22 protein-coding genes are annotated in these 22,787 nt (G+C 63.4%); 11 read left to right on the top strand and 11 right to left on the bottom strand.

All coding sequences use genetic code 11. The features are described from left to right. Window positions 1-18: 18 nt before the first annotated feature. The 5 genes from ispH to murJ form a co-directional block, all read right to left on the bottom strand. Complete coding sequence (gene ispH, locus ACVOMB_RS13220; RefSeq protein ID WP_481531591.1) at window positions 19-969, bottom strand: 4-hydroxy-3-methylbut-2-enyl diphosphate reductase; 951 nt, start codon at window positions 967-969, stop codon at window positions 19-21. Between the two features lie 52 nt (window positions 970-1,021). Continuing rightward, window positions 1,022-1,528, bottom strand: a complete 507-nt coding sequence (gene lspA / locus ACVOMB_RS13215) for a signal peptidase II (protein ID WP_481531590.1) — start codon at window positions 1,526-1,528, stop codon at window positions 1,022-1,024. A gap of 78 nt (window positions 1,529-1,606) precedes the next feature. After that, the gene (gene ileS, locus ACVOMB_RS13210) at window positions 1,607-4,438 is read right to left on the bottom strand and encodes an isoleucine--tRNA ligase (RefSeq protein WP_481531589.1); all 2,832 of its coding nucleotides are present in this window, start codon (window positions 4,436-4,438) and stop codon (window positions 1,607-1,609) included. Continuing rightward, window positions 4,435-5,382, bottom strand: a complete 948-nt coding sequence (locus tag ACVOMB_RS13205) for a bifunctional riboflavin kinase/FAD synthetase (RefSeq protein WP_303747036.1) — start codon at window positions 5,380-5,382, stop codon at window positions 4,435-4,437. The genes ileS and ACVOMB_RS13205 overlap by 4 nt, the downstream gene beginning before the upstream one ends. A 65-nt stretch (window positions 5,383-5,447) precedes the next feature. Then, window positions 5,448-7,049: a murein biosynthesis integral membrane protein MurJ gene (gene murJ / locus ACVOMB_RS13200; protein ID WP_481531605.1), complete on the bottom strand. Its 1,602-nt coding sequence runs from the start codon at window positions 7,047-7,049 to the stop codon at window positions 5,448-5,450. Window positions 7,050-7,164: 115 nt separating this feature from the next. On the opposite strand from murJ, the gene rpsT reads away from it, so the two are divergent. Continuing rightward, window positions 7,165-7,434: a 30S ribosomal protein S20 gene (gene rpsT, locus ACVOMB_RS13195; RefSeq protein WP_057629708.1), complete on the top strand. Its 270-nt coding sequence runs from the start codon at window positions 7,165-7,167 to the stop codon at window positions 7,432-7,434. Window positions 7,435-8,006: 572 nt separating this feature from the next. On the opposite strand, the gene obgE is transcribed toward rpsT, so the two are convergent. The 3 genes from obgE to rplU form a co-directional block, all read right to left on the bottom strand. Beyond that, the gene (obgE, locus tag ACVOMB_RS13190) at window positions 8,007-9,065 is read right to left on the bottom strand and encodes a GTPase ObgE (protein WP_481531588.1); all 1,059 of its coding nucleotides are present in this window, start codon (window positions 9,063-9,065) and stop codon (window positions 8,007-8,009) included. Window positions 9,066-9,233: 168 nt separating this feature from the next. Then, on the bottom strand, window positions 9,234-9,494 hold the full coding sequence (gene rpmA, locus ACVOMB_RS13185) for a 50S ribosomal protein L27 (RefSeq protein ID WP_282269141.1): 261 nt from the start codon (window positions 9,492-9,494) through the stop codon (window positions 9,234-9,236). Between the two features lie 19 nt (window positions 9,495-9,513). Then, entirely contained in the window at window positions 9,514-9,822 is a 309-nt protein-coding gene (rplU, locus tag ACVOMB_RS13180; RefSeq protein WP_481511122.1) for a 50S ribosomal protein L21, read from the bottom strand. Window positions 9,823-10,118: 296 nt separating this feature from the next. Here rplU and uvrA point away from each other — a divergent pair, with 296 nt between their 5' ends. Beyond that, complete coding sequence (gene uvrA / locus ACVOMB_RS13175) at window positions 10,119-13,082, top strand: excinuclease ABC subunit UvrA (protein WP_481531587.1); 2,964 nt, start codon at window positions 10,119-10,121, stop codon at window positions 13,080-13,082. After that, entirely contained in the window at window positions 13,079-13,486 is a 408-nt protein-coding gene (locus ACVOMB_RS13170) for an acyl-CoA thioesterase (RefSeq protein WP_296248213.1), read from the top strand. Before uvrA ends, ACVOMB_RS13170 begins: the two co-directional genes overlap by 4 nt. Window positions 13,487-13,770: 284 nt before the next feature. Here ACVOMB_RS13170 and ACVOMB_RS13165 read toward each other — a convergent pair whose 3' ends face one another. Further along, window positions 13,771-14,304 carry a carboxymuconolactone decarboxylase family protein gene (locus ACVOMB_RS13165; RefSeq protein WP_481531586.1) on the bottom strand — a complete coding sequence of 178 codons (534 nt, stop codon included), beginning with the start codon at window positions 14,302-14,304 and terminating at the stop codon, window positions 13,771-13,773. A 116-nt stretch (window positions 14,305-14,420) separates the two neighbouring features. Between ACVOMB_RS13165 and ACVOMB_RS13160 the strand changes: the two genes are divergently transcribed. Next, on the top strand, window positions 14,421-15,284 hold the full coding sequence (locus tag ACVOMB_RS13160) for an AraC family transcriptional regulator (RefSeq protein ID WP_481531585.1): 864 nt from the start codon (window positions 14,421-14,423) through the stop codon (window positions 15,282-15,284). Here the strand turns inward: ACVOMB_RS13160 and ACVOMB_RS13155 are convergent, their stop codons facing one another. Next, complete coding sequence (locus tag ACVOMB_RS13155) at window positions 15,285-15,728, bottom strand: copper chaperone PCu(A)C (RefSeq protein WP_481531584.1); 444 nt, start codon at window positions 15,726-15,728, stop codon at window positions 15,285-15,287. A 36-nt stretch (window positions 15,729-15,764) separates the two neighbouring features. Between ACVOMB_RS13155 and ACVOMB_RS13150 the strand changes: the two genes are divergently transcribed. From ACVOMB_RS13150 to ACVOMB_RS13135, 4 genes are all read left to right on the top strand, one after another. Beyond that, entirely contained in the window at window positions 15,765-16,547 is a 783-nt protein-coding gene (locus ACVOMB_RS13150; protein ID WP_481531583.1) for an enoyl-CoA hydratase/isomerase family protein, read from the top strand. Window positions 16,548-16,639: 92 nt separating this feature from the next. Beyond that, a complete protein-coding gene (tesB, locus tag ACVOMB_RS13145) occupies window positions 16,640-17,551 on the top strand; it encodes an acyl-CoA thioesterase II (protein WP_481531582.1) in 912 nt (303 codons plus the stop codon). Window positions 17,552-17,554: 3 nt separating this feature from the next. Further along, window positions 17,555-18,103 carry a pathogenicity-like protein gene (locus ACVOMB_RS13140; RefSeq protein ID WP_481531581.1) on the top strand — a complete coding sequence of 183 codons (549 nt, stop codon included), beginning with the start codon at window positions 17,555-17,557 and terminating at the stop codon, window positions 18,101-18,103. 61 nt (window positions 18,104-18,164) lie between these two features. Continuing rightward, window positions 18,165-19,388 carry an RNA polymerase sigma factor gene (locus tag ACVOMB_RS13135; protein WP_481531580.1) on the top strand — a complete coding sequence of 408 codons (1,224 nt, stop codon included), beginning with the start codon at window positions 18,165-18,167 and terminating at the stop codon, window positions 19,386-19,388. Between the two features lie 68 nt (window positions 19,389-19,456). Here ACVOMB_RS13135 and ACVOMB_RS13130 read toward each other — a convergent pair whose 3' ends face one another. Continuing rightward, window positions 19,457-20,041 carry an EF-hand domain-containing protein gene (locus ACVOMB_RS13130; RefSeq protein WP_481531579.1) on the bottom strand — a complete coding sequence of 195 codons (585 nt, stop codon included), beginning with the start codon at window positions 20,039-20,041 and terminating at the stop codon, window positions 19,457-19,459. A 150-nt stretch (window positions 20,042-20,191) separates the two neighbouring features. On the opposite strand from ACVOMB_RS13130, the gene ACVOMB_RS13125 reads away from it, so the two are divergent. From ACVOMB_RS13125 to ACVOMB_RS13115, 3 genes are all read left to right on the top strand, one after another. Next, entirely contained in the window at window positions 20,192-20,953 is a 762-nt protein-coding gene (locus ACVOMB_RS13125; RefSeq protein ID WP_481531578.1) for an arginyltransferase, read from the top strand. Window positions 20,954-21,073: 120 nt separating this feature from the next. Beyond that, window positions 21,074-21,460, top strand: a complete 387-nt coding sequence (locus ACVOMB_RS13120) for a hypothetical protein (RefSeq protein WP_481531577.1) — start codon at window positions 21,074-21,076, stop codon at window positions 21,458-21,460. A gap of 89 nt (window positions 21,461-21,549) precedes the next feature. After that, window positions 21,550-22,743: an endonuclease/exonuclease/phosphatase family protein gene (locus ACVOMB_RS13115; protein ID WP_481531576.1), complete on the top strand. Its 1,194-nt coding sequence runs from the start codon at window positions 21,550-21,552 to the stop codon at window positions 22,741-22,743. Window positions 22,744-22,787: the final 44 nt, after the last annotated feature.

The following is a 22,787-nucleotide window of genomic DNA, read 5'->3' as shown; positions in this document are numbered from 1 at the left end:
GCGATGCGCTGCTGCCGCTCAGTCCACAAGACGCAGACGCAGTTCCTTGGGCAATGCGAACACCATGGTCTCCGGCTCGCCGCCAGTTTCACGGACATTGCCGGCGCCGAGCTCGCGCAACCGCGCGATCACCCCATCCACCAACACCTGCGGTGCCGAAGCACCAGCGGTCAGGCCGATGTGTTTCTTGCCAGCCACCCATTGCGGATCAATCTCGTCTGCGCCGTCAATCAGGTAGGACTCCACGCCTTCGCGACGTGCAAGCTCACTGAGGCGGTTGGAGTTGGAGCTGTTCGGCGAACCCACCACCAGCACCAGATCACACTGCGTGGCCAGGTCGCGCACCGCATCCTGGCGGTTCTGCGTGGCGTAGCAGATATCGTCGTTCTTCGGCCCCTGCACCATCGGAAAATGTTTGCGCAGCGCTTCAATCACGGCACGGGTGTCATCCACCGACAAGGTGGTCTGGGTAGTGAAGGCGAAGTTCTCCGGCTGCGATACCTGCAGCGCTTCCACGTCTTCCACGCTCTCGACCAGGTAGATATGCCCCTTGCCGTTCTCGCGGTTCCACTGGCCCATGGTGCCCTCCACTTCCGGGTGGCCCTCGTGGCCAATCAGCACCACGTCGCGGCCAGCACGGCAGTGGCGTGCCACTTCCAGATGCACCTTGGTTACCAGCGGGCAGGTGGCATCAAACACCTTCAGGCCACGGCGGTCCGCCTCGATACGCACCGCCTGCGACACGCCATGCGCGCTGAAAATGACGGTATTGCCATCCGGCACTTCGTCGAGTTCTTCAACGAAGATGGCGCCACGTGCCTTCAGGTCGTCGACCACGAAACGGTTGTGCACCACTTCATGACGCACATAGATCGGCGCGCCAAGGGTTTCGATGGCGCGTTTGACGATCTCGATCGCACGGTCTACACCGGCACAGAAACCACGGGGATTGGCGAGCAATACGTCCATCTTCAACGACTCCGACCGCTGACGGTCGCAAATGCGGGAACAGGTGCCGGAATCATCCGGCCTTTTTTTCGGCCTTGCCGTCAAGCAAGCCCATCAAGGCGATACCGATGGCGCCGCCCACGATCGCCGCATCGGCGATGTTGAACGAGGGCCAGTAGTGCTTGCCTACATACCATTGAATGAAATCAATGACGTGACCGTGAATCTGGCGGTCGATGACGTTGCCAATGGCACCGCCGATCACCAGTGCGTAAGGCAGCGCACTGCGCCAGTTGGCGCGCGGCGTGCGCGACAGCCAGAACGCCATCAGGCCGCTGATTGCGATGGCCAGGAAGGTGAAGAACCACAGCTGCCAGCCACCGGCATCACTGAGAAAGCTGAATGCCGCGCCAGTGTTGTAGGTGCGGTACCAGTTCCAGAAACCATCAATCACCGGCACCGGGGTGAACTCAGGCAGGCTGGACAGCACCCAGGCCTTGCTCCACTGGTCCAAGCCGATCACGGCCGCGGATACCAGCAGGTAGATCAACGCATTGGGTTTAACAGCCTTTGCTTGCATGTAATACGCCTGTAGTGGACTGCGGTGAAACGGATGGAGCGCTGATCGCTACCCCACCCGCTTCGCGTGACGGCTTGCTTAGAACCAGCGACGGTCTTCGCCAGCGCCGTCGATGTTGTTGACGCAACGGCCACACAGCTCCGGATGCGCCTCCACCGTGCCAACGTCGGCGCGGTAATGCCAGCAGCGCACGCACTTGGACTTGTCGGTCGGCTGCGCGCTGACAAACACCTCGTCGGTGGTTGCCGGGCGCACACTGACATCGCCACTGATGAACAGGAAGCGCAGCTCCTCGGCCAGCGGCTGCCAACGTGCAGCCTGCTCTTCGTTGGCGGCGACGGTGATCTCCGCTTCCAGCGCTGCACCGATAGCGCCATTGGCACGCATCGGTTCCAACACCTTGGAGACCTGCTCGCGCAGTGCCAGCAGCTGATCGAAATCAGCAGCGGTCAGCTGTGCATCGGCCGGCAACGGCGCCAGACCGTCATACCAGGTGGAGAACAGCACGTTGTCGACGCGCTTGCCCGGCAGGTAACCCCACAGCTCTTCAGCGGTGAAGGTCAGGATCGGTGCTACCCAGCGCACGAACGCTTCGGCGATATGGAACATCGCACTCTGCGCCGAACGGCGGCCGCGCGAATCTTCCTGCATGGTGTACAGGCGGTCCTTGGTCACGTCCAGGTACAACGAGCCCAGATCGACGCTGCAGAAGTTCAGCAACAGCTGCACGATCTCAGCCATGTTGTAGTTGGCGTAAGCGGCCTTGATCTTCTCCTGCAGCTCAAACGCGCGATGCACGATCCAGCGATCCAGCGCGACCATGTCCTGCAGCGGCAGCAGATGCTGGGCCGGGTCGAAACCGTCCAGGTTGCCGAGCAGGAAGCGCGCGGTGTTACGCAGGCGGCGGTAGGCGTCGGCATTGCGTTTGAGGATTTCCTGCGACAGCGACATCTCGTTGCTGTAATCGGCGGACGCGATCCACAGGCGCAGGATGTCCGCGCCCAAGGTGCGCATGATTTCCTGCGGCTCGATGCCGTTGCCCAGCGACTTGGACATCTTGCGGCCGTGCTCGTCCACGGTGAAACCGTGGGTCAGGCACTGCTTGTACGGCGCGTGCTTGTCGATGGCCACACCGGTCAGCAGCGAGGACTGGAACCAGCCGCGGTGCTGATCGGAACCTTCCAGGTACAGGTCGGCCGGCTTGCCGTAGCCACGTGCCAGCAGCACACCTTCGTGGGTGACGCCGGAGTCGAACCAGACATCGAGGATGTCGGTGACCTTTTCGTACTGTGCGGCTTCATCGCCAAGCAGTTCGCTGGCGTCCAGCGAATACCAGACGTCGATGCCGGCCTGCTCCACGCGGTCGGCCACCTGCCGCATCAACTCGACGCTGCGCGGATGCGGCTCGCCGGTTTCGCGGTGGGTGAACAATGCGATCGGCACGCCCCAGGTGCGCTGGCGGCTGATGCACCAGTCCGGGCGACCGTCGACCATGCTGCTGATGCGCGCCTTGCCCCAGCTCGGGAACCAGCCCACGTTGTCGATGGCAGCCATCGCGTCGTCGCGCAGATTGGCCTTGTCCATCGAGATGAACCACTGCGGGGTGGCGCGGAACACCACCGGCTTGCGGTGCCGCCAGCAATGCGGATAGCTGTGCTGGATTTCGAAGAAGGCCAGCAGTGCGCCGCTTTCGCGCAGCACTTCGACGATCAGCGGCTGTGCTTTCCACAGGTGCTGGCCGGCCAGCTCGACCGTACCGGCCGGCGGCGTCGACGACAAGTACACACCGCCGCCGTCGATAGGATTGATCTGGCCGGCGTTGTACTTGTCCATCAGCCCGTACTGCTGACTGACCGCGAAATCTTCCTGACCGTGGCCAGGCGCGGTATGCACCGCACCGGTACCGTCGGCATCGGACACGTGCTCACCGTTGAGCAGCGGGATGTCGCGGTTGGCATAGAACGGGTGTGCCAGCAGCTGGTTTTCCAGCACCGAACCCTTGGCGTGACCATGCACGACCACGTCGGCCACGCCGTAGCGGCCCAGCGAGCGCTCAGCCAGCGCCGAGGCCAGCACCAGCCAGCGCGGCTGGCCGTTGTGGGCGGGGCCTTCGACCAGCGCGTATTCGATGTCCGCACCCAGCGACACCGCCAACGATGCAGGCAGCGTCCACGGCGTGGTGGTCCAGATCGGCACCGCCACTTCCACACCGGCCGGCAGCTCGACGCCGAAGCTGGCAGCCAGCGTCTTGGAGTCGCGCGCGGCGTAAGCCACGTCGATGGCCGGCGAGGTCTTGTCCTGGTATTCGATTTCGGCCTCGGCCAGCGCCGAGCCGCAGTCAAAGCACCAATGCACCGGCTTGGCGCCGCGCACCAGGTGGCCGTTGGCGACGATCTTGGCCAACGCACGGATTTCATTGGCCTCGAAGTCGAAGCTCAGCGTCTTGTACGGGTTCTCCCAATCGCCGATCACACCCAGGCGCTTGAAATCAGCGCGCTGCAGGTTGATCTGCTCTTCGGCGTACTCACGGCACTTCTGCCGGAACTGCTCGGCATCAAGCTTGACGCCGACCTTGCCCCACTTCTTCTCGACCGCGATTTCGATCGGCAGGCCGTGGCAATCCCAGCCCGGCACGTAGGGCGCATCGAAGCCGTCGATGTAGCGCGACTTGACGATGATGTCCTTGAGGATCTTGTTGACCGCATGGCCCAGGTGGATCTGGCCATTGGCATACGGCGGGCCATCATGCAGCACGAACAACGGGCGGCCCTTCGCATTCTCACGAAGCTGCGCGTAAATGCCCTGCTCTTCCCAACGTGCCAGGATGCCCGGCTCGCGCTTGGGCAGGTCGCCGCGCATCGGGAATTCCGTTGCTGGCAGATGGAGGGTGGCTTTGTAATCCTGGCTCACGCGGTAGCTCGCAATCTGTGTTCGTTGAGGATGCGACGCGCCTGTTCTGCGTCGCGGTGCATCTGCTCGGTCAACGCCGGCAGATCGTTGAACTTTTCTTCATCCCGCAGCTTGGCGACAAATTCCACTTCGATATGACGGCCGTACAGGTCACCATTGAAGTCGAACAGATGTGCCTCAAGCAGCGGCTCCACACCTTCAACCGTTGGGCGCGTGCCGAAGCTCGACACCGACGGCCATGGCTGCTCGAACACGCCGTGCACCCACGTAGCGTAGATACCAGAAAGTGCGGGTGTTTTCGGGAAACGCAAGTTGGCGGTAGGGAAGCCCAGGGTGCGCCCGAGCTGGCGCCCGCGCACGACCCGGCCGCCGATCGCATACGGACGACCCAGCAATTCGCCGGCATGGGCGAACTCACCGGCCACGATAAGCTCGCGGATGCGGGTGCTGGAAATACGCTCGCCGTTCAGGTGAACCGGCTCGATCTCGCCGGCGACAAAGCCCAGCTCGGCGCCCATCGCCTGCAGCAACGCGATATCTCCGCCACGGCGGTTGCCGAAATGGAACTTGGGGCCGATCCAGACTTCGCGTGCACCCAGCCGGCGCACCAGCATGTCGCGGACGAAGTCCTCGGCGGTGATCGCCGCCATTTTGGCGTCAAAGCGCAGCAGGCCGACGCTGTCGACCCCCAGCTCGCGCAGGGTGGCGACCTTGTCACGGGCCAGCATCAGCCGCGGCGGCGGGTTGTCCTTGGCGAAGAACTCGCGTGGCAGCGGCTCGAAGCCCAAGGCTACGGCCGGCACACCCAAGGCGCGGGCACGGGCAACTGCGTGGCGCACCAGCGCCCGATGGCCCAGGTGCAGGCCATCGAAGGCACCAATGCAGACCACGCTTCCCTGCGGGAACAACACCCCGCCTTCGACGTCTCTAAAAAGCCTGCTCATTCCATCCGGATCCGGCCCATACGGGCCGGTTCTGTCGTGTGTAGCCCTGAAGTATAACGGGCAGCTCAGTGGCCGCGCAGGTCGCGCGGGCGGAAGCCCATCGCAATCATCGCCAGCAGATAACTCGCACCGCCTGCGCCGACCAGCAGCGCCAGAGCGCTGGCACGCTGCCATTTATCCATCGGCGTGAACTCCGGCAGCCAATGCAGCAGGCCCAACAGCACCGCCACCATCACCGCGCAGGCCACCGCCAGACGCAGCAGATAGCCACCCCAGCCCGGCCGGCGCTGGTAGACGCCAGTCTTACCCAGCCAATGCCAAAGCAGGATCAGGTTCAGGTAACTGGACAGTGCACTGGCAATACCCAGCGCCAGATGCAGGCCGGGCTGCTTGCCCAACGCCGCCATCACGCCCTGCGCCTTCAGCTCCGGCGGCACCATGTAGTGGTAAACCACCGCCAGCAGGATGAAGTTGAAGACCATGTTGGCGACCAGCGCGACCAGACCAGCACGCACCGGGGTTTTGGTGTCCTGGCGTGAGTAGAACGCAGGCAGCACCACCTTCAGCAAGGCGAAGGCTGGCAGACCGAAACTCAAGCCATAGACCGCCAGTGCAGTCATCTGGGTGTCGAATTCGGTGAACTTCTTGTATTGGAACAGCGTGGCGATCAGCGGCTCGGCCAGCAACAGCAGGGCCAACATCGCCGGTACCGCGATCAGCAAGGTCATGCGCAGGCCCCAGTCCAGCGCATTGGAGAAGCCCTCGCCGTCGGTCTTGACGTGATGACGGGCCAGCGCCGGCAGGATCACCGTACCCAGAGCGACGCCAAACACCCCCAGCGGCAGCTCCAGGAAGCGATCAGCCAGCGACAGCCAGGACTGCGAGCCGTCGGTCAGGTGCGCAGCGATCACCGTATCCAGCAGCAGGTTGATCTGCGCCACCGAGGAACCGAACAGGGTCGGCACCATGAGCGTCAGCACCTTGCGCACATCCGGGTGATTCCAGCCCCAACGCGGCAGGGTCAGCAGATTGATGCCCTTCAGCCCGGGCAGCTGGAACAGCAGCTGCAGCACACCGGCTGCCAGCACCGCCCAGCCCAGCGCCAGAATCTGTTTCTCGGGCGTGCCGCCCAGCCGTGGTGCCAACCATAGCGCACCCGCGATCATGCACAGATTGAGTATCACCGGCGTCAGCGCCGGCATCGCGAACCGCTGGAAACTATTGAGCGCACCGCCGGCCAAAGCCGTCAGTGAGACGAACAGCAGGAACGGGAAAGTCAGCCTGAACAGATCGATCAGCAGGCCCTGTTTGGCAGGGTCGGTCGCACCGCTGCTGAACAGGAACGCCAACTGTGGCGTGAAAATCAGCGCCAACGCGGTGACCACCAGCAGCGCGCCACCCAAGGTACCGGACACCCGCGCCATCAGCTCGCGCAGATCGGCGTGCGGACGGGTTTCCTTGACCTCGGTGAAGACCGGCACGAAGGCCGTGGCGAACGAACCCTCGGCAAACAGGCGACGCAGGAAATTGGGCACACGGAACGCTACCCAGAAGGCATCGGTGACCGCGTTACTACCGAAGGTGGTAGTGATAACCTGATCGCGAACCAGGCCAAGAACCCGGGAAATCATCGTCATGCTGCTGAACGACAGCAGCCCCCGCAACATGCGCGGTGAACTCACCCACGGCCCCCTTGACAACTTGACTTGACGTTCAATCGGACAGCCATCATACTTGCATGCTTGCTGTTCCCACCACATCGATTTTCAGGAAACCACCACTGTGGCCAATATCAAGTCCGCCAAGAAGCGCGCCAAGCAGACCGTTGTGCGCAACGCGCGCAACACGGCTCAGCGTTCGATGCTGCGCACCGCCGTCAAGAAGGTGATCAAGGCTCTGGATGCCAACGACGCCGCTGGCGCCGAGGCAGCCTTTGCCGTCGCCCAGCCTATCCTCGACCGTTTCAGCGCCCGTGGCCTGATTCACAAGAACAAGGCTGCGCGTCATAAGAGCCGTTTGACTGCACGCATCAAAGCCATCAAGGCCGCCTGATCCGCGCAACAACCTGGAGTCGCAAGACTCCCGGCATGAAAAACCCGGCCTAGTGTCGGGTTTTTTGTTGAGCGATTTCTAGAAGCGAGCCAGCCCTACCCTCACTCAGCCGATCAGGAGCGGGCCGCTCGCGAGCCATAAGCCCATAACTGCGCACGATCCACGCCATACGCGAGAAGCCAGAGCAGGGAGCTGAGGCGCACAAAAAGGTCAAACGAGGCAGCTTCGGCTCTGGCTTCGGCTCTGGCTTCGGCCTTGGCTTCGAGCCGACGCAAGGAAAATCGAAATACTCCCTTCTCCCGCTTGCGGGAGAAGGTGCCCGAAGGGCGGATGAGGGGGCCTTGGCTTTGGCTTTGGCTTTGGCTTTGGCTTCTCAAGCAAAAGCTTGCCCTCACCCCAACCCCTCTCCCGCAGGCGGGAGAGGGGCTTCAAGCGCAAGCCAATGCCACAGCCACAGCCACAGCCACAGCCAAAGCCAAAGCCAAAACCAGAGCCAAAACCACAGCAACGCCAAAAGCAGAAAACCCGGCTTTCGCCGGGTTTTTTCATGCATCAGCTATCAACAAAAAACCTTACTCACCCAGCGCGTGACGCTCTTCGGCTTCCAGAATTTTCTGCTGATCGAAGGACGCCATGATGTCCTTCATGATCGGCCAGGTGCCTTCGCGACCCAGTGCCGACACCAGGTACCACGGGCCAGTCCAACCCAGCTCCTTGATGATCTGCTCAGCCGCTTCCTTGGCCTCGTCCTCGAACATCAGGTCAGCCTTGTTCAGCACCAGCCAGCGCGGCTTCTTCAGCAGCTCCGGATCATGCTTGCCGAGCTCACGCTCGATAGCACGCACCTGCTCAACAGGCGAAATACCTTCAACACCACCCTCCATCGGCGAGATGTCAACGAGGTGCAACAACAGACGGGTGCGCTGCAGATGGCGCAGGAACTGCGCACCCAGGCCGGCACCGTCAGCCGCACCCTCGATCAGGCCCGGAATATCGGCGATCACGAAGCTGCGGTAATTCTCGACCTTCACCACACCCAGGTTCGGATACAAAGTGGTGAACGGGTAGTCAGCGACCTTCGGCGTTGCCGCCGAAACCGCACGGATCAAGGTGCTCTTGCCGGCATTGGGGAAGCCCAGCAGGCCAACATCGGCCAGCAGCTTCAGCTCCAGCTTGAGCAGGCGCTCTTCACCCTCTTCACCCGGCAGCGCCTGACGCGGCGCGCGATTGGTGGAGCTCTTGAAGTGCATGTTGCCCAGGCCGCCCTTGCCGCCCTTGGCCACCAACAGGCGATCGCCATGCGTGGTCATGTCGCCAATGACTTCGTCAGTGTCGACGTTCATCACCACGGTGCCGACCGGCACGGTGATGACCAGATCTTCGCCGCCCTTGCCATAGGCCTGCCGACCCATGCCGTTCTCGCCACGCTGCGCCTTGAAGATGCGGTCATGGCGGAAGTCGACCAGGGTGTTCAGGTTTGCGTCGGCACGGATCCAGACGCTGCCGCCATTGCCGCCATCGCCACCATCCGGACCACCGAGCGGAATGAACTTCTCGCGGCGAAAGCCGATACAGCCATTGCCGCCTTTGCCAGCGATGACTTCGATCTCCGCTTCGTCTACAAGTTTCATGAATTTAACGCCGGGATTAGGAAATGGGGATTGGGGAATAGCAAAAGCAGGTACTGCCCATTATCGGCCCTGCACCCCGGAATGTCGGGGTTCCAACGAAAAACCCCGCCGAAGCGGGGCTCTCGTCAGCAGCCCACACCAGAGTATGGGCGGCTTGCGCGTACGGAATTAAGCTTCCGTGACGACGCTGACGGTACGGCGCTTGTTGGCACCCTTCACCGTGAACTCAACCTTGCCATCGACCAGCGCGAACAGCGTGTGGTCACGGCCCAGGCCGACGCCTGCACCCGGGTGGAACTGGGTGCCGCGCTGACGCACGATGATGTTGCCCGCTTCGATGGCCTGGCCACCGAAGATCTTGACGCCGAGGTATTTCGGGTTGGAATCGCGACCGTTGCGCGAGGAACCTACGCCCTTTTTATGTGCCATGACGGATGCTCCTTAGCAATTAGCCGGCGATGCCGGTGATTTCGATTTCGGTGTAGTACTGACGGTGACCCTGACGCTTCATGTGGTGCTTACGACGACGGAACTTGATGATCCGGATCTTGTCGGCGCGGCCATGGGCCACAACCTTGGCGGTCACCGAAGCGCCCTTCAGCGCGTCACCCAGCTTGATGCCGTCGGCATCGCCGAGCATCAGGATGTTGTCAAACTTGATCTCGTTGCCAGCTTCGACTTCGAGTTTTTCCACGCGCAGGGTTTCACCCTGAACGACGCGGTACTGCTTACCGCCAGTTACCAGAACTGCATACATGACCAGACTTCCTCTGTAGTTATTGTGGTCGCCTTGCCCGCCATCGAGGGCGGACAGAAGCGGGATTTTACCGGCCATACCGGGCCCGGGTCAACCCGCCCCCAGCTCTGACGCACCGGGGCTGAACACTGGTTCAGGCCCCGCCCCGTCATCTGGCCCACTGGCGGGAAACAGCACTGGCAAAACTGGCAATTGCCCCCAAATGACAAGGTCGCTAGGCTGATTGACTGCCGTCAGCGACGCCCCCACACATCCTGCTTCCGGCCCAGCCGGCAGCGGTCCAAATCGGATTTCCCATGGCGATGGATTTCATCCGCATCCGCGGTGCGCGGACGCACAATCTCAAGAACATCGATCTCGACCTGCCCCGCGACAAATTGATCGTGATCACCGGCCTGTCCGGCTCGGGCAAGTCCTCGTTGGCGTTCGACACCATCTACGCCGAAGGCCAGCGCCGCTATGTCGAGTCGCTGTCGGCGTATGCACGGCAGTTCCTGAGCGTGATGGAGAAGCCCGACCTGGACCACATCGAGGGTCTGTCGCCGGCGATCTCCATCGAGCAGAAGTCAACCTCGCACAATCCGCGCTCCACCGTAGGCACTATCACTGAGATCTACGACTACCTGCGCCTGCTGTACGCCCGCGTCGGCAGCCCGCGCTGCCCGGACCACGGCTACCCGCTGGAAGCGCAGACCGTCAGCCAGATGGTCGACCAGGTGCTGACCCTGGATCCAGAGCAGCGCTACATGCTGCTGGCACCGGTCATCCGTGACCGCAAGGGCGAGCATGCGCAGGTCTTCGACCAGCTGCGTGCACAGGGCTTCGTGCGTGTACGCGTTGACGGCGAGCTATACGAAATCGATGAAGTGCCGGCGCTGACCCTGCGCCAGAAGCACACCATCGAGGCCGTAGTTGATCGTTTCCGTCCGCGCGAAGACATCAAGCAGCGCCTGGCTGAAAGCTTTGAAACCGCGCTCAAGCTGGGCGATGGCATGGCCACGGTGATGACCCTGGATGCCGCCGACAGCACGCCGCAGCTGTTCTCCTCCAAGTACAGCTGCCCGGTCTGTGATTACGCGCTGCCGGAACTGGAACCGCGCCTGTTCTCGTTCAACTCGCCGGTCGGCGCATGCCCGGGCTGCGATGGCCTGGGCGTGGCCGAGTTCTTCGACCCGAACCGCGTCGTGGTGCACCCGGAGCTGTCCCTGGCTGCCGGTGCGGTGCGCGGCTGGGACCGCCGCAACGCCTATTACTTCCAGCTGATCGCCTCGCTGGCCAAGCACTACAAGTTCGATGTGGATGCCACCTGGCAGTCGCTGCCGGACAACGTGAAACAGGCCGTGCTGTACGGCAGTGGCGAAGATCAGATCACCTTCACTTACTTCACCGAAGCCGGCGGCCGCAACCAGCGCAAGCACCGCTTCGAAGGCATCATCCCCAACCTCGAACGGCGCTACCGCGAGACCGAATCGCCGGCGGTGCGCGAGGAGCTTGCCAAGTACATCAGCTCGCGGCCATGCCCGGAGTGCAAGGGCGCGCGCTTGAACAAGGCAGCGCGCAATGTGTTTGTCGCCGACCGCCCGCTGCCGGAAATCGCAGTACTGCCGATCGACGAAGCCAAGCGCTTCTTCAGCGAACTGAGCCTGCCCGGTTGGCGCGGCGAGATCGCCACCAAGATCGTCAAGGAGATCGGCGAGCGGCTCGGTTTCCTGGTCGACGTTGGCTTGGATTACCTCACGCTGGAGCGCAAGGCCGACACCTTGTCCGGCGGTGAAGCGCAGCGCATCCGTCTGGCTTCGCAGATCGGTGCCGGTCTGGTCGGCGTGATGTATGTGCTCGACGAGCCGTCCATCGGCCTGCACCAGCGCGACAACGAGCGCCTGCTCGGCACCCTCACCCGCCTGCGTGATCTGGGCAATACGGTGATCGTGGTCGAGCACGACGAAGATGCAATCCGGCTTGCCGATTACGTGGTCGATATCGGCCCCGGTGCAGGCGTGCATGGCGGCGAAATCGTCGGCCAGGGTCAGTTGCAGGACCTGCTGGATGCACCGCGCTCTTTGACCGGCCAGTACCTGTCAGGCAAGCGTCGCATCGAGATCCCGGCACGCCGGCACAAGCCCAATCCGAAGATGACGCTGCGCCTGCGTGGCGCCAGCGGCAACAACCTGAAGAACGTTGATCTGGATGTTCCATCCGGCCTGTTGACCTGCGTGACCGGCGTGTCCGGCTCGGGCAAGTCGACGCTTATCAACGACACCTTGTTCTCGCTGGCCGCCAACGAGATCAACGGTTCCTCGCATCCGATTGCCAAGTACAAGAGCGTCGAAGGCCTGGATCTGTTCGACAAAGTGGTGGACATCGACCAGTCACCGATTGGCCGCACTCCGCGCTCCAATCCGGCGACCTACACCGGCCTGTTCACGCCGCTGCGTGAGCTGTACGCGCAGGTGCCGGAAGCGCGTGCGCGCGGTTATTCACCGGGCCGTTTCAGCTTCAACGTGCGTGGCGGCCGCTGCGAGGCCTGCCAGGGCGATGGCCTGATCAAGGTGGAAATGCACTTCCTGCCGGACGTGTATGTGCCTTGCGATGTCTGCCACGGCAAGCGCTACAACCGCGAGACGTTGGAGATCCTCTACAAGGGCTACAACATCAACGACGTGCTGCAGATGACGGTCGAAGATGCCCTGCGCCTGTTCGAGCCGGTGCCGACGATCGCACGCAAGCTGGAAACGCTGATGGACGTAGGCTTGAGTTACATCAAGCTGGGCCAGAGCGCGACCACGCTGTCCGGCGGTGAAGCACAGCGCGTGAAGCTGTCCAAGGAACTGTCCCGCCGCGATACCGGCCGCACCCTGTACATCCTCGACGAGCCGACCACCGGCCTGCACTTCCACGACATCGAAGCACTGCTAGGCGTGCTGCACAAGCTGCGCGACGAAGGCAATACAGTCGTGGTGATCGAGCACAACCTTGACGTGATCAAGACTGCTGACTGGATCGTCGATCTGGGTCCGGAAGGCGGCCATCGTGGCGGCACCGTACTGGTCACAGGTACGCCGGAAGACGTGGCGGCGCATCCTGATTCGTATACCGGTCAGTTCCTGGCCAAGATGCTGCCGAGCACCAGCGCGCGCCCGGAGCAACCGGCAGCAGTAGCCAACAAGCCTGATGCGCGCCCGCCGCGCAAGGAAAAGCCGGCCAAGAAAACGGCGGCCAAAAAGGCTGCTGCCCCCGCCAAGAAGAAGGCTGCGAAATGAGTAACGAGCACAAGCAACTGGCCCGCGTACCGATCAGCGTGCGCTGGCGCGACATGGACTCGATGGGCCACGTCAACAACGCCAAGTACGTCTCCTACCTGGAAGAGGCGCGCGTGCGCTGGATGCTGGGCGTGGAAGGCGTGTCGATGACTGACCGCATCGCGCCGGTGGTGGCCAACACCAACATCAACTATCGCCTGCCGATCGTTTGGCCGAACGACATCGTGGTCGAACTGTTTGTCGAGCGTCTGGGCAATAGCAGCGTGACCATTGGTCACCGCATCGTTGACCAGAACGACGACAGCAAACTGTATTCGGACGGTAATGTGGTGGTGGTTTGGATGGATACGCAGACGGGGAAAAGTGCACCGTTGCCTGAGGCTGTTCGGGGTGCTTCGAGCTGAGCGAAAGCGAAGCGGGAAAATTGTAAAAATGCCTGAAACCTCCCTTCTCCCGCATGCGGGAGAAGGTGCCCGAAGGGCGGATGAGGGGAGCTTTTGGAGCTTTTGGAGCTTGAAGCGCCCTCACCCCAACCCCCGCTCCGCGCCCCGGCCCTTGCGCTGGCGCAAGGGCGTTCGACGGGCAGCGAACCAATGGTTCGCAAGCTGCCCCCCTTACCCCGCAGGCGGGAGAGGGGCTTGAGCTGCAGTTGCGGGCTTGGCGGGGAGCTGCCTGCCTTCGCGCAGCGTTACTTCAACGCAACCTTCGGAAAATCCACCGGCACATCCAGCGCCACGTTGATGTAGTTGGTGTACAGGTTCAACGCCACATGCGCGAGAATCTCAACGATCTGCTCGTCACCAAAACCGACGCTACGCAGCTCCGCTACATCAGCATCGTCCAGCTGCGCACGCTGCTCCACCACCTTCAGTGCAAAACGCAACGCTGCCGCGGTACGCGCATCGTCGGATTGACCAACCTGTGCTGCCGCCATCTCGGTAGCGGTAGCACCGGCTTGCTGGCCCAGTACGGTATGCGCAGCCAAGCAGTACTCACAGCGGTTGCGGTTGGCGACGGCCGCGGCGAGCTGTTCGCCGAGCTTGCTGCCAAGGCTGCCATTGCCCAGGGCGCCAAATGCTCCCCACATGCTCTGCAGCGCTGCAGGAGAATTGGCGACGGCCTTGAACATGTTCGGCGTCGCACCGAAGGCCTGATGGATCTGCGCCAGCAGCGGCTGGCTGGCAGCAGGTGCGGTCTGGGTCTGTAGATTGATGCGTGACATGGTGATCTCCTGATCGATTGGGATGGCGACCGGGCCGTCAGCCCGTGAAAGAAGTATCCCGCCCGCATCAGAACCATTTGATACGATTAGTTCATCAAACAAGCCAATTGATACAGATGAGCACGCTCCCACCGGTGGATCGCCTGGCAGGCGTCCTGGAGAACTTCCGTTTCCAGGCGCAGTTGTTTCACTCCGGCCCGCTATGCGGACTGACCAGCTTTGATGCGGGTGAAGGCCATGCCTATCTGCACGTACTGCGGCGCGGCCAGCTCGACGTCAGTCATCCCGGCAGCCGCGACATCCCGGCCTCGATGCACTTCGAGGAGCCAACACTGCTGTTCTATCCGCGCCCGCTCAGCCATCGCTTCCACAACCCGCCGCGCGACGGCGCCGACTTCACCTGCGCCCGGCTGGACTTCGACGGTGGCATCGCGCATCCACTGGTGCGCGGCCTGCCCTCGCTGATCGCACTACCGCTGGCGCGCATCCCCGGGCTGGCGATGACGCTGGAACTGCTGTTCAACGAAACCGACAACGTCCGCTGCGGTCAGCGCCTGCTGACTGATCGGTTGTTTGAAGTGGTGGTGATCCAGTTGCTGCGCTGGCTGCTGGATCATCCGCAGGAGGCAGGGATTCCCGCTGGTTTCATCACCGGCCTGTCGGATCCACGCTTGTCGCGTGCGCTGGCAGCGATGCACGACCAACCCGGCGAAAGCTGGACGCTCAACAACCTCGCCGAACAGGCCGGCATGTCACGCACCGCGTTTGCCAACAGCTTCCGCGATGTCGTCGGGCAGACGCCGCTGGACTACCTCACCGATTGGCGCCTCGCGCTGGCCCAGCGCCGGTTGCGGCAAGGCCGGTCGATCAAGACACTGGCCGACGAGCTGGGCTATGCCAACGCCTCGGCGCTGTCGCGGGTATTCGCCGCCAAAATAGGTATGTCTCCACGTGAATGGCTGAAGCAGGCCGAGGCCTGATCAACGCGCAGGCGCCTCGCGCCGTACCTGCAGCACGCCGTCGACCTTTGTTCCGTCTTCCAGACTCAGCCGCAACGGCAACTGCGCACCTTCCGCCAGCGGCACTTCCGGCTGCATCAACATCAAATGCAGACCACCCGGCTTCAGCTCGGCTGATGCGCCCGGCGCGATCGGCAAACGCTCGATTTCGCGCATCCGGCTGACGCCCTGCACCACCGTGGTTTCGTGCAACGACACATCACCGAAGGCCTTGCTGCCCGCGCCAATCACCACGACTTCGCTGGTGCAGCCGTTGCGAATGCGCGCAAAGCCCGCTGCCATCCGCATCGCCGCCGGGGTCAACCGTACCCAGCCCTGCTCTACGGTCACACAGACCGGCGCCGCAGCGCTCGCCTCGAACGCACACAAGGCCAACAGTACGCACACGAATGGTTTGGTTATCATCAGGCCACGACTCCTTGCCGTACGAGAAACCGCAGCATGACCACGCTCATCGAAGTGATCAACCATGGCCCCATCCGCGAACTGCGCCTGGCGCGGCCACCGGTCAACGCGCTGGATACCGAACTGTGCCGCGCCCTTATTGCCGCCGTCACCGTGGCCATGACCGATGACGTGCACGGCATCGTACTGTCCGGCAGCGAGCGCATCTTCACCGGCGGCATGGATGTACCGCACCTGCTCTCGCATGGCGATGACAAGCGCAAACTGATGGACAGCTGGCAGGCCTTCTTCGGTGCTGCGCGGGTACTGGCCGAGAGCCGTGTGCCGGTCGTGGCCGCGCTGACCGGCCATTCACCGGCTGGCGGCTGCGTGCTGGCGCTGTGCTGCGATTACCGGGTAATGGCGCGCAGCGCCGACCCGTCAAAGCCCTATGTGATCGGCCTGAACGAGGTACAGGTGGGCCTGGTCGCGCCGGAAGGCATCCAACGCCTGATGCGCCGCGTGGTCGGCCACCACCGTGCCAGCGTCTTGCTGACCGGCGGCCAGCTGGTCAGCGCCGAGCGCGCCCTGGAGATCGGCCTGGTTGATGAACTGGCTGACAGCGCGCCGCAGGTGGTCGAGCGCGCCATCGGCTGGCTGCAGGCCCAACTCAAGCTGCCGGCGCAGCCGATGCTGCAGACCCGCGCCATCGCCCGCGCCGACCTGCACGAGGCCATGCAGGCCGAGCACATCCAGCTGGAGCGCTTTGTCGAAGCCTGGTTCTCGCCAGATGCACAGGGTGCTTTGCAGGCCTTGGCTGCTCGCCTGGGCAAGAACTGAGCAACACCCGGTCCGGGCTGGGGATCGGTACCGGCAGCAGCGCCTGCCCGCGTTCACCCTCCCCTGCTCGCCTATAATCGCGGCCTGTCGAAATGAAGGCCGCCGCCTTGTCCAACACGCCCGAACCCGTGGTATCCGAGCTGATTGACCTGCTGTCGCTGGAGCGGCTGGAGGACAACCTGTTCCGTGGCCAGAGCCGCGATATCGGCACCAAGTACGTGTTCGGCGGGCAGGTGCTGGGCCAGGCGCTGGCGGCCGCACAGGCAACCGTCGAGAACGGCCGCCACGTGCATTCGCTGCATGCCTACTTCCTGCGCGCCGGCAATATCGACCACCCCATCGTCTATGACGTGGACCGCACCCGTGACGGTGGCAGCTTCTCGGTGCGCCGGGTCACCGCGATCCAGCACGGCAAGGTGATCTTCTTCTGCGCCGCCTCGTTCCAGCAGGCCGAGCGCGGCGCCGAGCACCAGCACAAGATGCCGGACGTGCCGCAGCCCGAGGACATCGAACCCAACCGCCCCGTCCCGGCCGACGTGCTGGAGCGGCTGCCGGTGAAGGTGCAGCGCTGGCTATCGCGCGGCGGCCCGTTCGAGTTCCGCCATGTCTATCCGCGCGACGAACTGAACCCGCCCAAGCGCCCGCCCTATCACCAGGTCTGGCTGCGTTTGAACGAGAAGATCGGTGACGCGCCGGAGCTGCATCAGGCGCTGTTGGCCTACGCCTCCGACTTCCATCTGCTCGGCACGGCGACCTTCCCGCACGGCATCAGTTACTACCAGCCGCATGTGCAGATGGCTTCGCTGGACCACGCCATCTGGTTCCACCGCCCGTTCCGCGCCGATGACTGGCTGCTGTACTCACTGGACAGCCCGAGCGCACAGGATTCGCGCGGTCTGGCGCGTGGCCAGTTCTATACCCGCGATGGCGTACTGGTCGCCAGCACCGCACAGGAAGGCCTGATCCGCGTGACCCCCGACGACAACGAAGCGAGCAAAGGCTGAACCATGCGCAAGATTTTCAGCAGCCAGCGCGTCGAGAACGCCGAAGGTGTGGCGCAGATCCTGCGTGATGCCGGTATCGAGGTACGCATCACCAACGGCCGTTCGTACCACAGCAAACGCCGCGGTCAGTTCAGCTATACCGACAAGGTCAACAACGACACCCAGCCCGCGGTCTGGGTGGTACACGCCAATGACCAGCCGCGTGCTCGCGAGATCCTGCGCGACAAACGCCTGCTCGATACCACCCGTCGCGACCATCCCACCGCCGAGTACGCCTTCCGCGAAACCCCGGCCGAAGCCGGCAACGGCCGTGGCTGGGCCTGGCGGATCCGCATCGCCCTGCTGGTGGTGATCGCTGGCGTGGCATTGGTGATCATGATGCGCCACCGCACTGCGCCGACCGCTGCTCCGGCCGCCCCTGCCGCGCAGGCACAACCTTCCCAGCAGAAACCCAGCGAAGACGATTTCCGCGTCCGCATCCAGCCCCAGCCCGACGCACCGGCACCGGCACCGCCACCGCCACCGCCACCGCCACCGCCACCGGAAAAATAATCGGTCACATCGGGCTTCGGTGCCCGTCCTGTTTGGCAGTACCGTCGAAAAGGCCTGTCCGATGAGCACCGAAACGCTGGAAATCATGCTGCAGAACGAACTGCCTGCCGCCCGCAAAGGCTGCACGCACTCCTATGGGCGCATCGTGCAGGGCTGCCAGAACACCGTGACCGCGATTGCCCTGGCCATCACCCGCGACGTGCAGGCCAGCGAGGACATCGCCCAGGAAGCCTTCATCAAGGCCTGGCAGCAGCTGACCCAGCTCAACAACGCTTCCAGCTTCCTGCCGTGGCTTCGGCAGATCACCCGTAACCTCGCCCGCGACTGGCTGCGTGCCAACCGCAACCGGCCGCTCAGCGGCGAGGCCGCGGAAATCGCCATCAGCATGGCTGCCGATCCATCGCCCAATGGCGTCGATGCGATGGCACGGCTGGAGGAAGAACTGGTCGCCGAGGAAATCATCTCCGCCCTGCCCGAAGACAGTCGTGAAGCGCTGCTGCTGTACTACCGCGAAGGACAGAGCTCACAACAGGTGGCAATGCTGCTGGGCTTGAGCGATGCAGCCGTGCGCAAGCGCCTGTCGCGTGCCCGCGCCAGCGTGCGCGAGGAAATGCTCAAGCGCTTTGGCGAGTTCGCGCGCAGCACCGCACCGGGTACGGCGTTCACTGCATTGATCAGTTCGGCGCTGATGCTGGCCGCCCCCGGCACCGCCAGCGCGGTGATCATCGCCAGCGGCGCAGGCGTTGCCGGCACTGGTGCAGGCAAACTCGGCCTGGGCGGCCTGGGCGGCCTGGGCGCCAGCACCGCAAGCAGCGGCGCTGCCGCAGGCACGATCGGTGCGGCGGCAAATTCCCTGTTTCCCACACTGTTCGACCTGTGGATGGTGCTCGGCGCGATCGTGTTCGGCACCTTGGCCGCCTATCTGTCCAATCTTTACCTGCTGCGCTATGCAGAGACGCCCGAGGAAACCCAGCGCGTTCGCCGCTTCATGCGCCTGCATACCATCAGCGCCTTCGTGTTCTGCATCTGCGCCATGGCTGGCGTGGTCCTGCGCATGGGCCTGGTTGGCGGGCTGCTGACCTTGGCGGTAGGCATGGCCGCATTGAACTACCAATACCTGGTAACTCTGCCACGGGTGATGGCGCCGATGCTGGCCCGCGATGCGGCACGCCATGGTCGCAGCGGTCCGTCCTGGGTTTATCAGAGCATGTTCGGGCGCAGCGCCGTAGTCGGCACATCGCTGCTGGCAGTGGCGGCAACCTTGTACGCACTGCTGCAGCGCTGAGTACCCACAAACAAAACACCCCCGCTGTTACCAGCGGGGGTGTCGTCGATCGGTGCCTTTCCGGGAACTTACTTCGCAGCCGGAGTCTGCGGCGGCATCGGGCCGCGCGGGCCACGATGATCGCGGTGACCGTCCTTGCGCGCGGCCTCCAGTTCGGCCGGGCTCAACTTGCCATCCTTGTTGGTATCAGCCTTGGCGAACCACTCGGCACGGCGCTGCTCAGCACGGGCCTGACGATCAGCCTGGTCGATGTAGCCGTCCTTGTTGACGTCCATGCGGGTGAAGTACGCCTGGTACTCGGCGGCACTGACGCGGCCATCGTGGTTGGTATCCATGGCGCGCATGAAGCCGCCATCGCGCTGACCGCGATGTCCGCCATGGCGATCACCGCCGTGACGCCCGCCATGACGCGCCTGCGCCATTTCCTCGCGTGACAGCTTGCCGTCCTTGTTCTTGTCCAGCTCGTCAAAACGCTGTGCCAGACGCGGATTCGCCGCCGCTTCCTGACGATCAACCACGCCATCGTTGTTGGTATCCAGACGCTGCGGCGCCGGGCTCGGGCTGGTTGGTGAAGCCGCTATTGCCAAGCCGGTCGCCGAGGTGGCCAGCAGCATCGCCAGCAGGAGGAGAGGTTTGCGGTGGGTCTGGGTCATGGTGTGGCTCCGTGGTGAGACAGCGGACGCGGCATTGCGTCCTCGCTACGGTCAACGCACCAGCCAGCGACTCGGTTGACCTGTACAACGGCGATATTCATCACGCAGACAGGCGCAGGTTTTGCGACGCGCCACCGCTATGCTGTGCACATGGCAGCCCACGGCGAAAACAACGAAGAACTGCGCCTGTTCCAGACCGGCGAGCACCCCTGTGGCTATTGGCCGGAACGGCAGGCGCGCGACCTTGTGCTGGACCCCCAGGACGAGCGCCTGGGTGCGCTTTACCCGATGGCGTTGACCTGGGGCTTCCGCCGCTCCGGCGACCTGGTCTACCGCCCGCACTGCGAAGGCTGCCGCGCCTGCGTGCCGGTGCGCATACCTGTGGAGCGCTTCAACCCGGACCGCAGCCAGCGCCGCTGCCTGGCGCATAACGCCGACCTGCAATGCCGGATTCTGCCGGCCGAGCGTACCGACGAGCAGTTCGCGCTGTATCAACGCTACCTGTCCCACCGCCATGCCAAGGGCGGCATGGACGAACACGGCCCGCATGAGTTCGACCAATTCCTGATCGGCAGCTGGTCACACGGTCGCTTCATGGAAATACGCACGCCCGGTGCGGCCGGCAAACGCGGGCAACTACTGGCCGTCGCCGTCACCGACGTCACTGACCTCGGCCTGTCGGCGGTCTATACATTCTTTGATCCTGACCAGGAAAAACGCAGCCTCGGCACCTTCGGCATCCTGCAACAGATTGCCTGGGCGCAGCGCAACGGCTTACCGCATTTGTATCTGGGCTATTGGATCAACGGCCACCGTAAGATGGATTACAAACGCCGCTTCCATCCGCTGGAGTATTTCGACGGCAAGCGCTGGGTGCAGGACGGCCAGGGCAACCGCAACGGCCTGCCGTGATTGAGAAGCTGCTCAATTGTGACGCGCTTTTATACATATTTAACCGGGATTTATGCAAAATAGGAATGTCATCGCGCACCGTGATGGCGCAAGGAAGTATCCATTCAACAGGAGTAATGCGTGAAGACCCAATTTTTGATTCTGGCTGCAATTGGCACCCTGGCCCTCGCCGGCTGCAAGAAGGCCGAAACTCCGGCCACCGACGCACCGGCAGCCACCCCGGCCGCTGCCCCGGCAACAGCTGCAGCTGAAGTCACCCCGGCTCCGGCCACCGACACCGTCAAGGCCGGCACCGGCGTTGCAGAGTGCGACCAGTACCTGGAAAAGGTCTACGCATGCATCAGCGACAAGGTTCCCGAAGCCCAGCGCGACATGATGAAGCAGGGTATCGAGCAGTCGCGTAGCGCCTGGGCAGGCGTGACCGACAAGACCGGGCTGGCCAACCAGTGCAAGACCGCGCTGGAACAGGCCAAGACCAGCTTCGGCGCGATGGGCTGCACGTTCTAAGCAACGTTGCCGCACTGTCTGAGGACGCCCCGCTTGCGGGGCGTTCTTGTTTTCGCCTTATCGTCATGGTGACGTGAGAAAATAAGCGGATGCGCATCTCAACCCTACTCGCCCCGATGACCCTGCTGCTGGCAGCCTGCTCCACCTCGCCCAGCGGCAGCGCCAGCCCGCCTGCCCAGCTGCGGCTGGCAACCTACAACACCTCCCTGTACTCCGAGGAGGAAGGCGGCCTGATCCGTGAACTGCAGGGCGACAGCGCGCACGCGCGCAAGATCGCTGCTGTGCTGCAGCAGACGCGGCCGGATCTGGTCCTGCTCAACGAATTCGATTTCGACGACGCGCACCGCGCCGCCGACCTGTTCCAGCAACGCTATCTGGAAGTCGCCCAGCCCGGCGGCGGCGAAGCGCTGAAGTACCCTTACCGCTACCTGGCCCCGGTCAACACCGGCGTGCCCAGCGGCCTGGACCTGGACAACAACGGCACCGTCGGCGGCAAGGGCCGCGAGCGCGGCAACGACGCTTGGGGCTACGGCCTGCACCCGGGCCAGTACGGCATGCTGGTGCTGTCCAAGTACCCGATTGATGAAGCCGCCGTACGCACCTTCCAGCTATTGAAGTGGAGCACCATGCCCGGTGCGCTGCGTCCGATCGAGCCAACTACCGGCAAATCATTCTGGCCGGATGCGGTGTGGTCGCAGCTGCGGCTGTCGTCCAAGTCGCATTGGGACGTGCCGGTGCGCACCCCGCTGGGCACCGTGCATGTGCTGGCATCGCACCCCACCCCGCCGGTGTTCGATGGCAAGGAAAAGCGCAACGCCGCCCGCAATCACGACGAACTGCGGCTGTGGAAGGAGTATCTGGATGGCGGCGACAAGCCGTGGCTGTGCGATGACAAGGGCACATGCGGTGGCCTGGCTGCCGATGCGCGCTTCGTCATCGTTGGCGATCTGAACAATGATCCAGCCGACGGCGACGGCCGCCACGATGCCATCCTCGAACTGCTGGAACATCCGCGCGTACTGCGCTACCCGACCCCAAGCAGCGTTGGTGCTGAGCAGACCAGCCTGGCCTATGCAGAGAAAGGCATCGTCCGTCGCGGCGCGCCGCAGCATGCCACCGGCGATTTTGGCCCACGCTCGGGCACGATGCGCCTGGACTACGTGCTGCCCTCCACCGGCCTGAGCTACATCGGCAGCGGGGTGTTCTGGCCGGCCAATGAAAGCCCGGAGGCGAAGATAGCCGATGGCAGCGACCACCATCTTGTCTGGGTGGATGTGAAGTAAAAAAAACGCCGGCTAAGCCGGCGTTTTTTTTGTATTCGACTTTG

Source organism: Stenotrophomonas sp. STEN018 (assembly GCF_056760235.1).
Note: the sequence above shows the minus strand (reverse complement) of the source record. Positions and strands in the feature narration are given on the sequence as shown.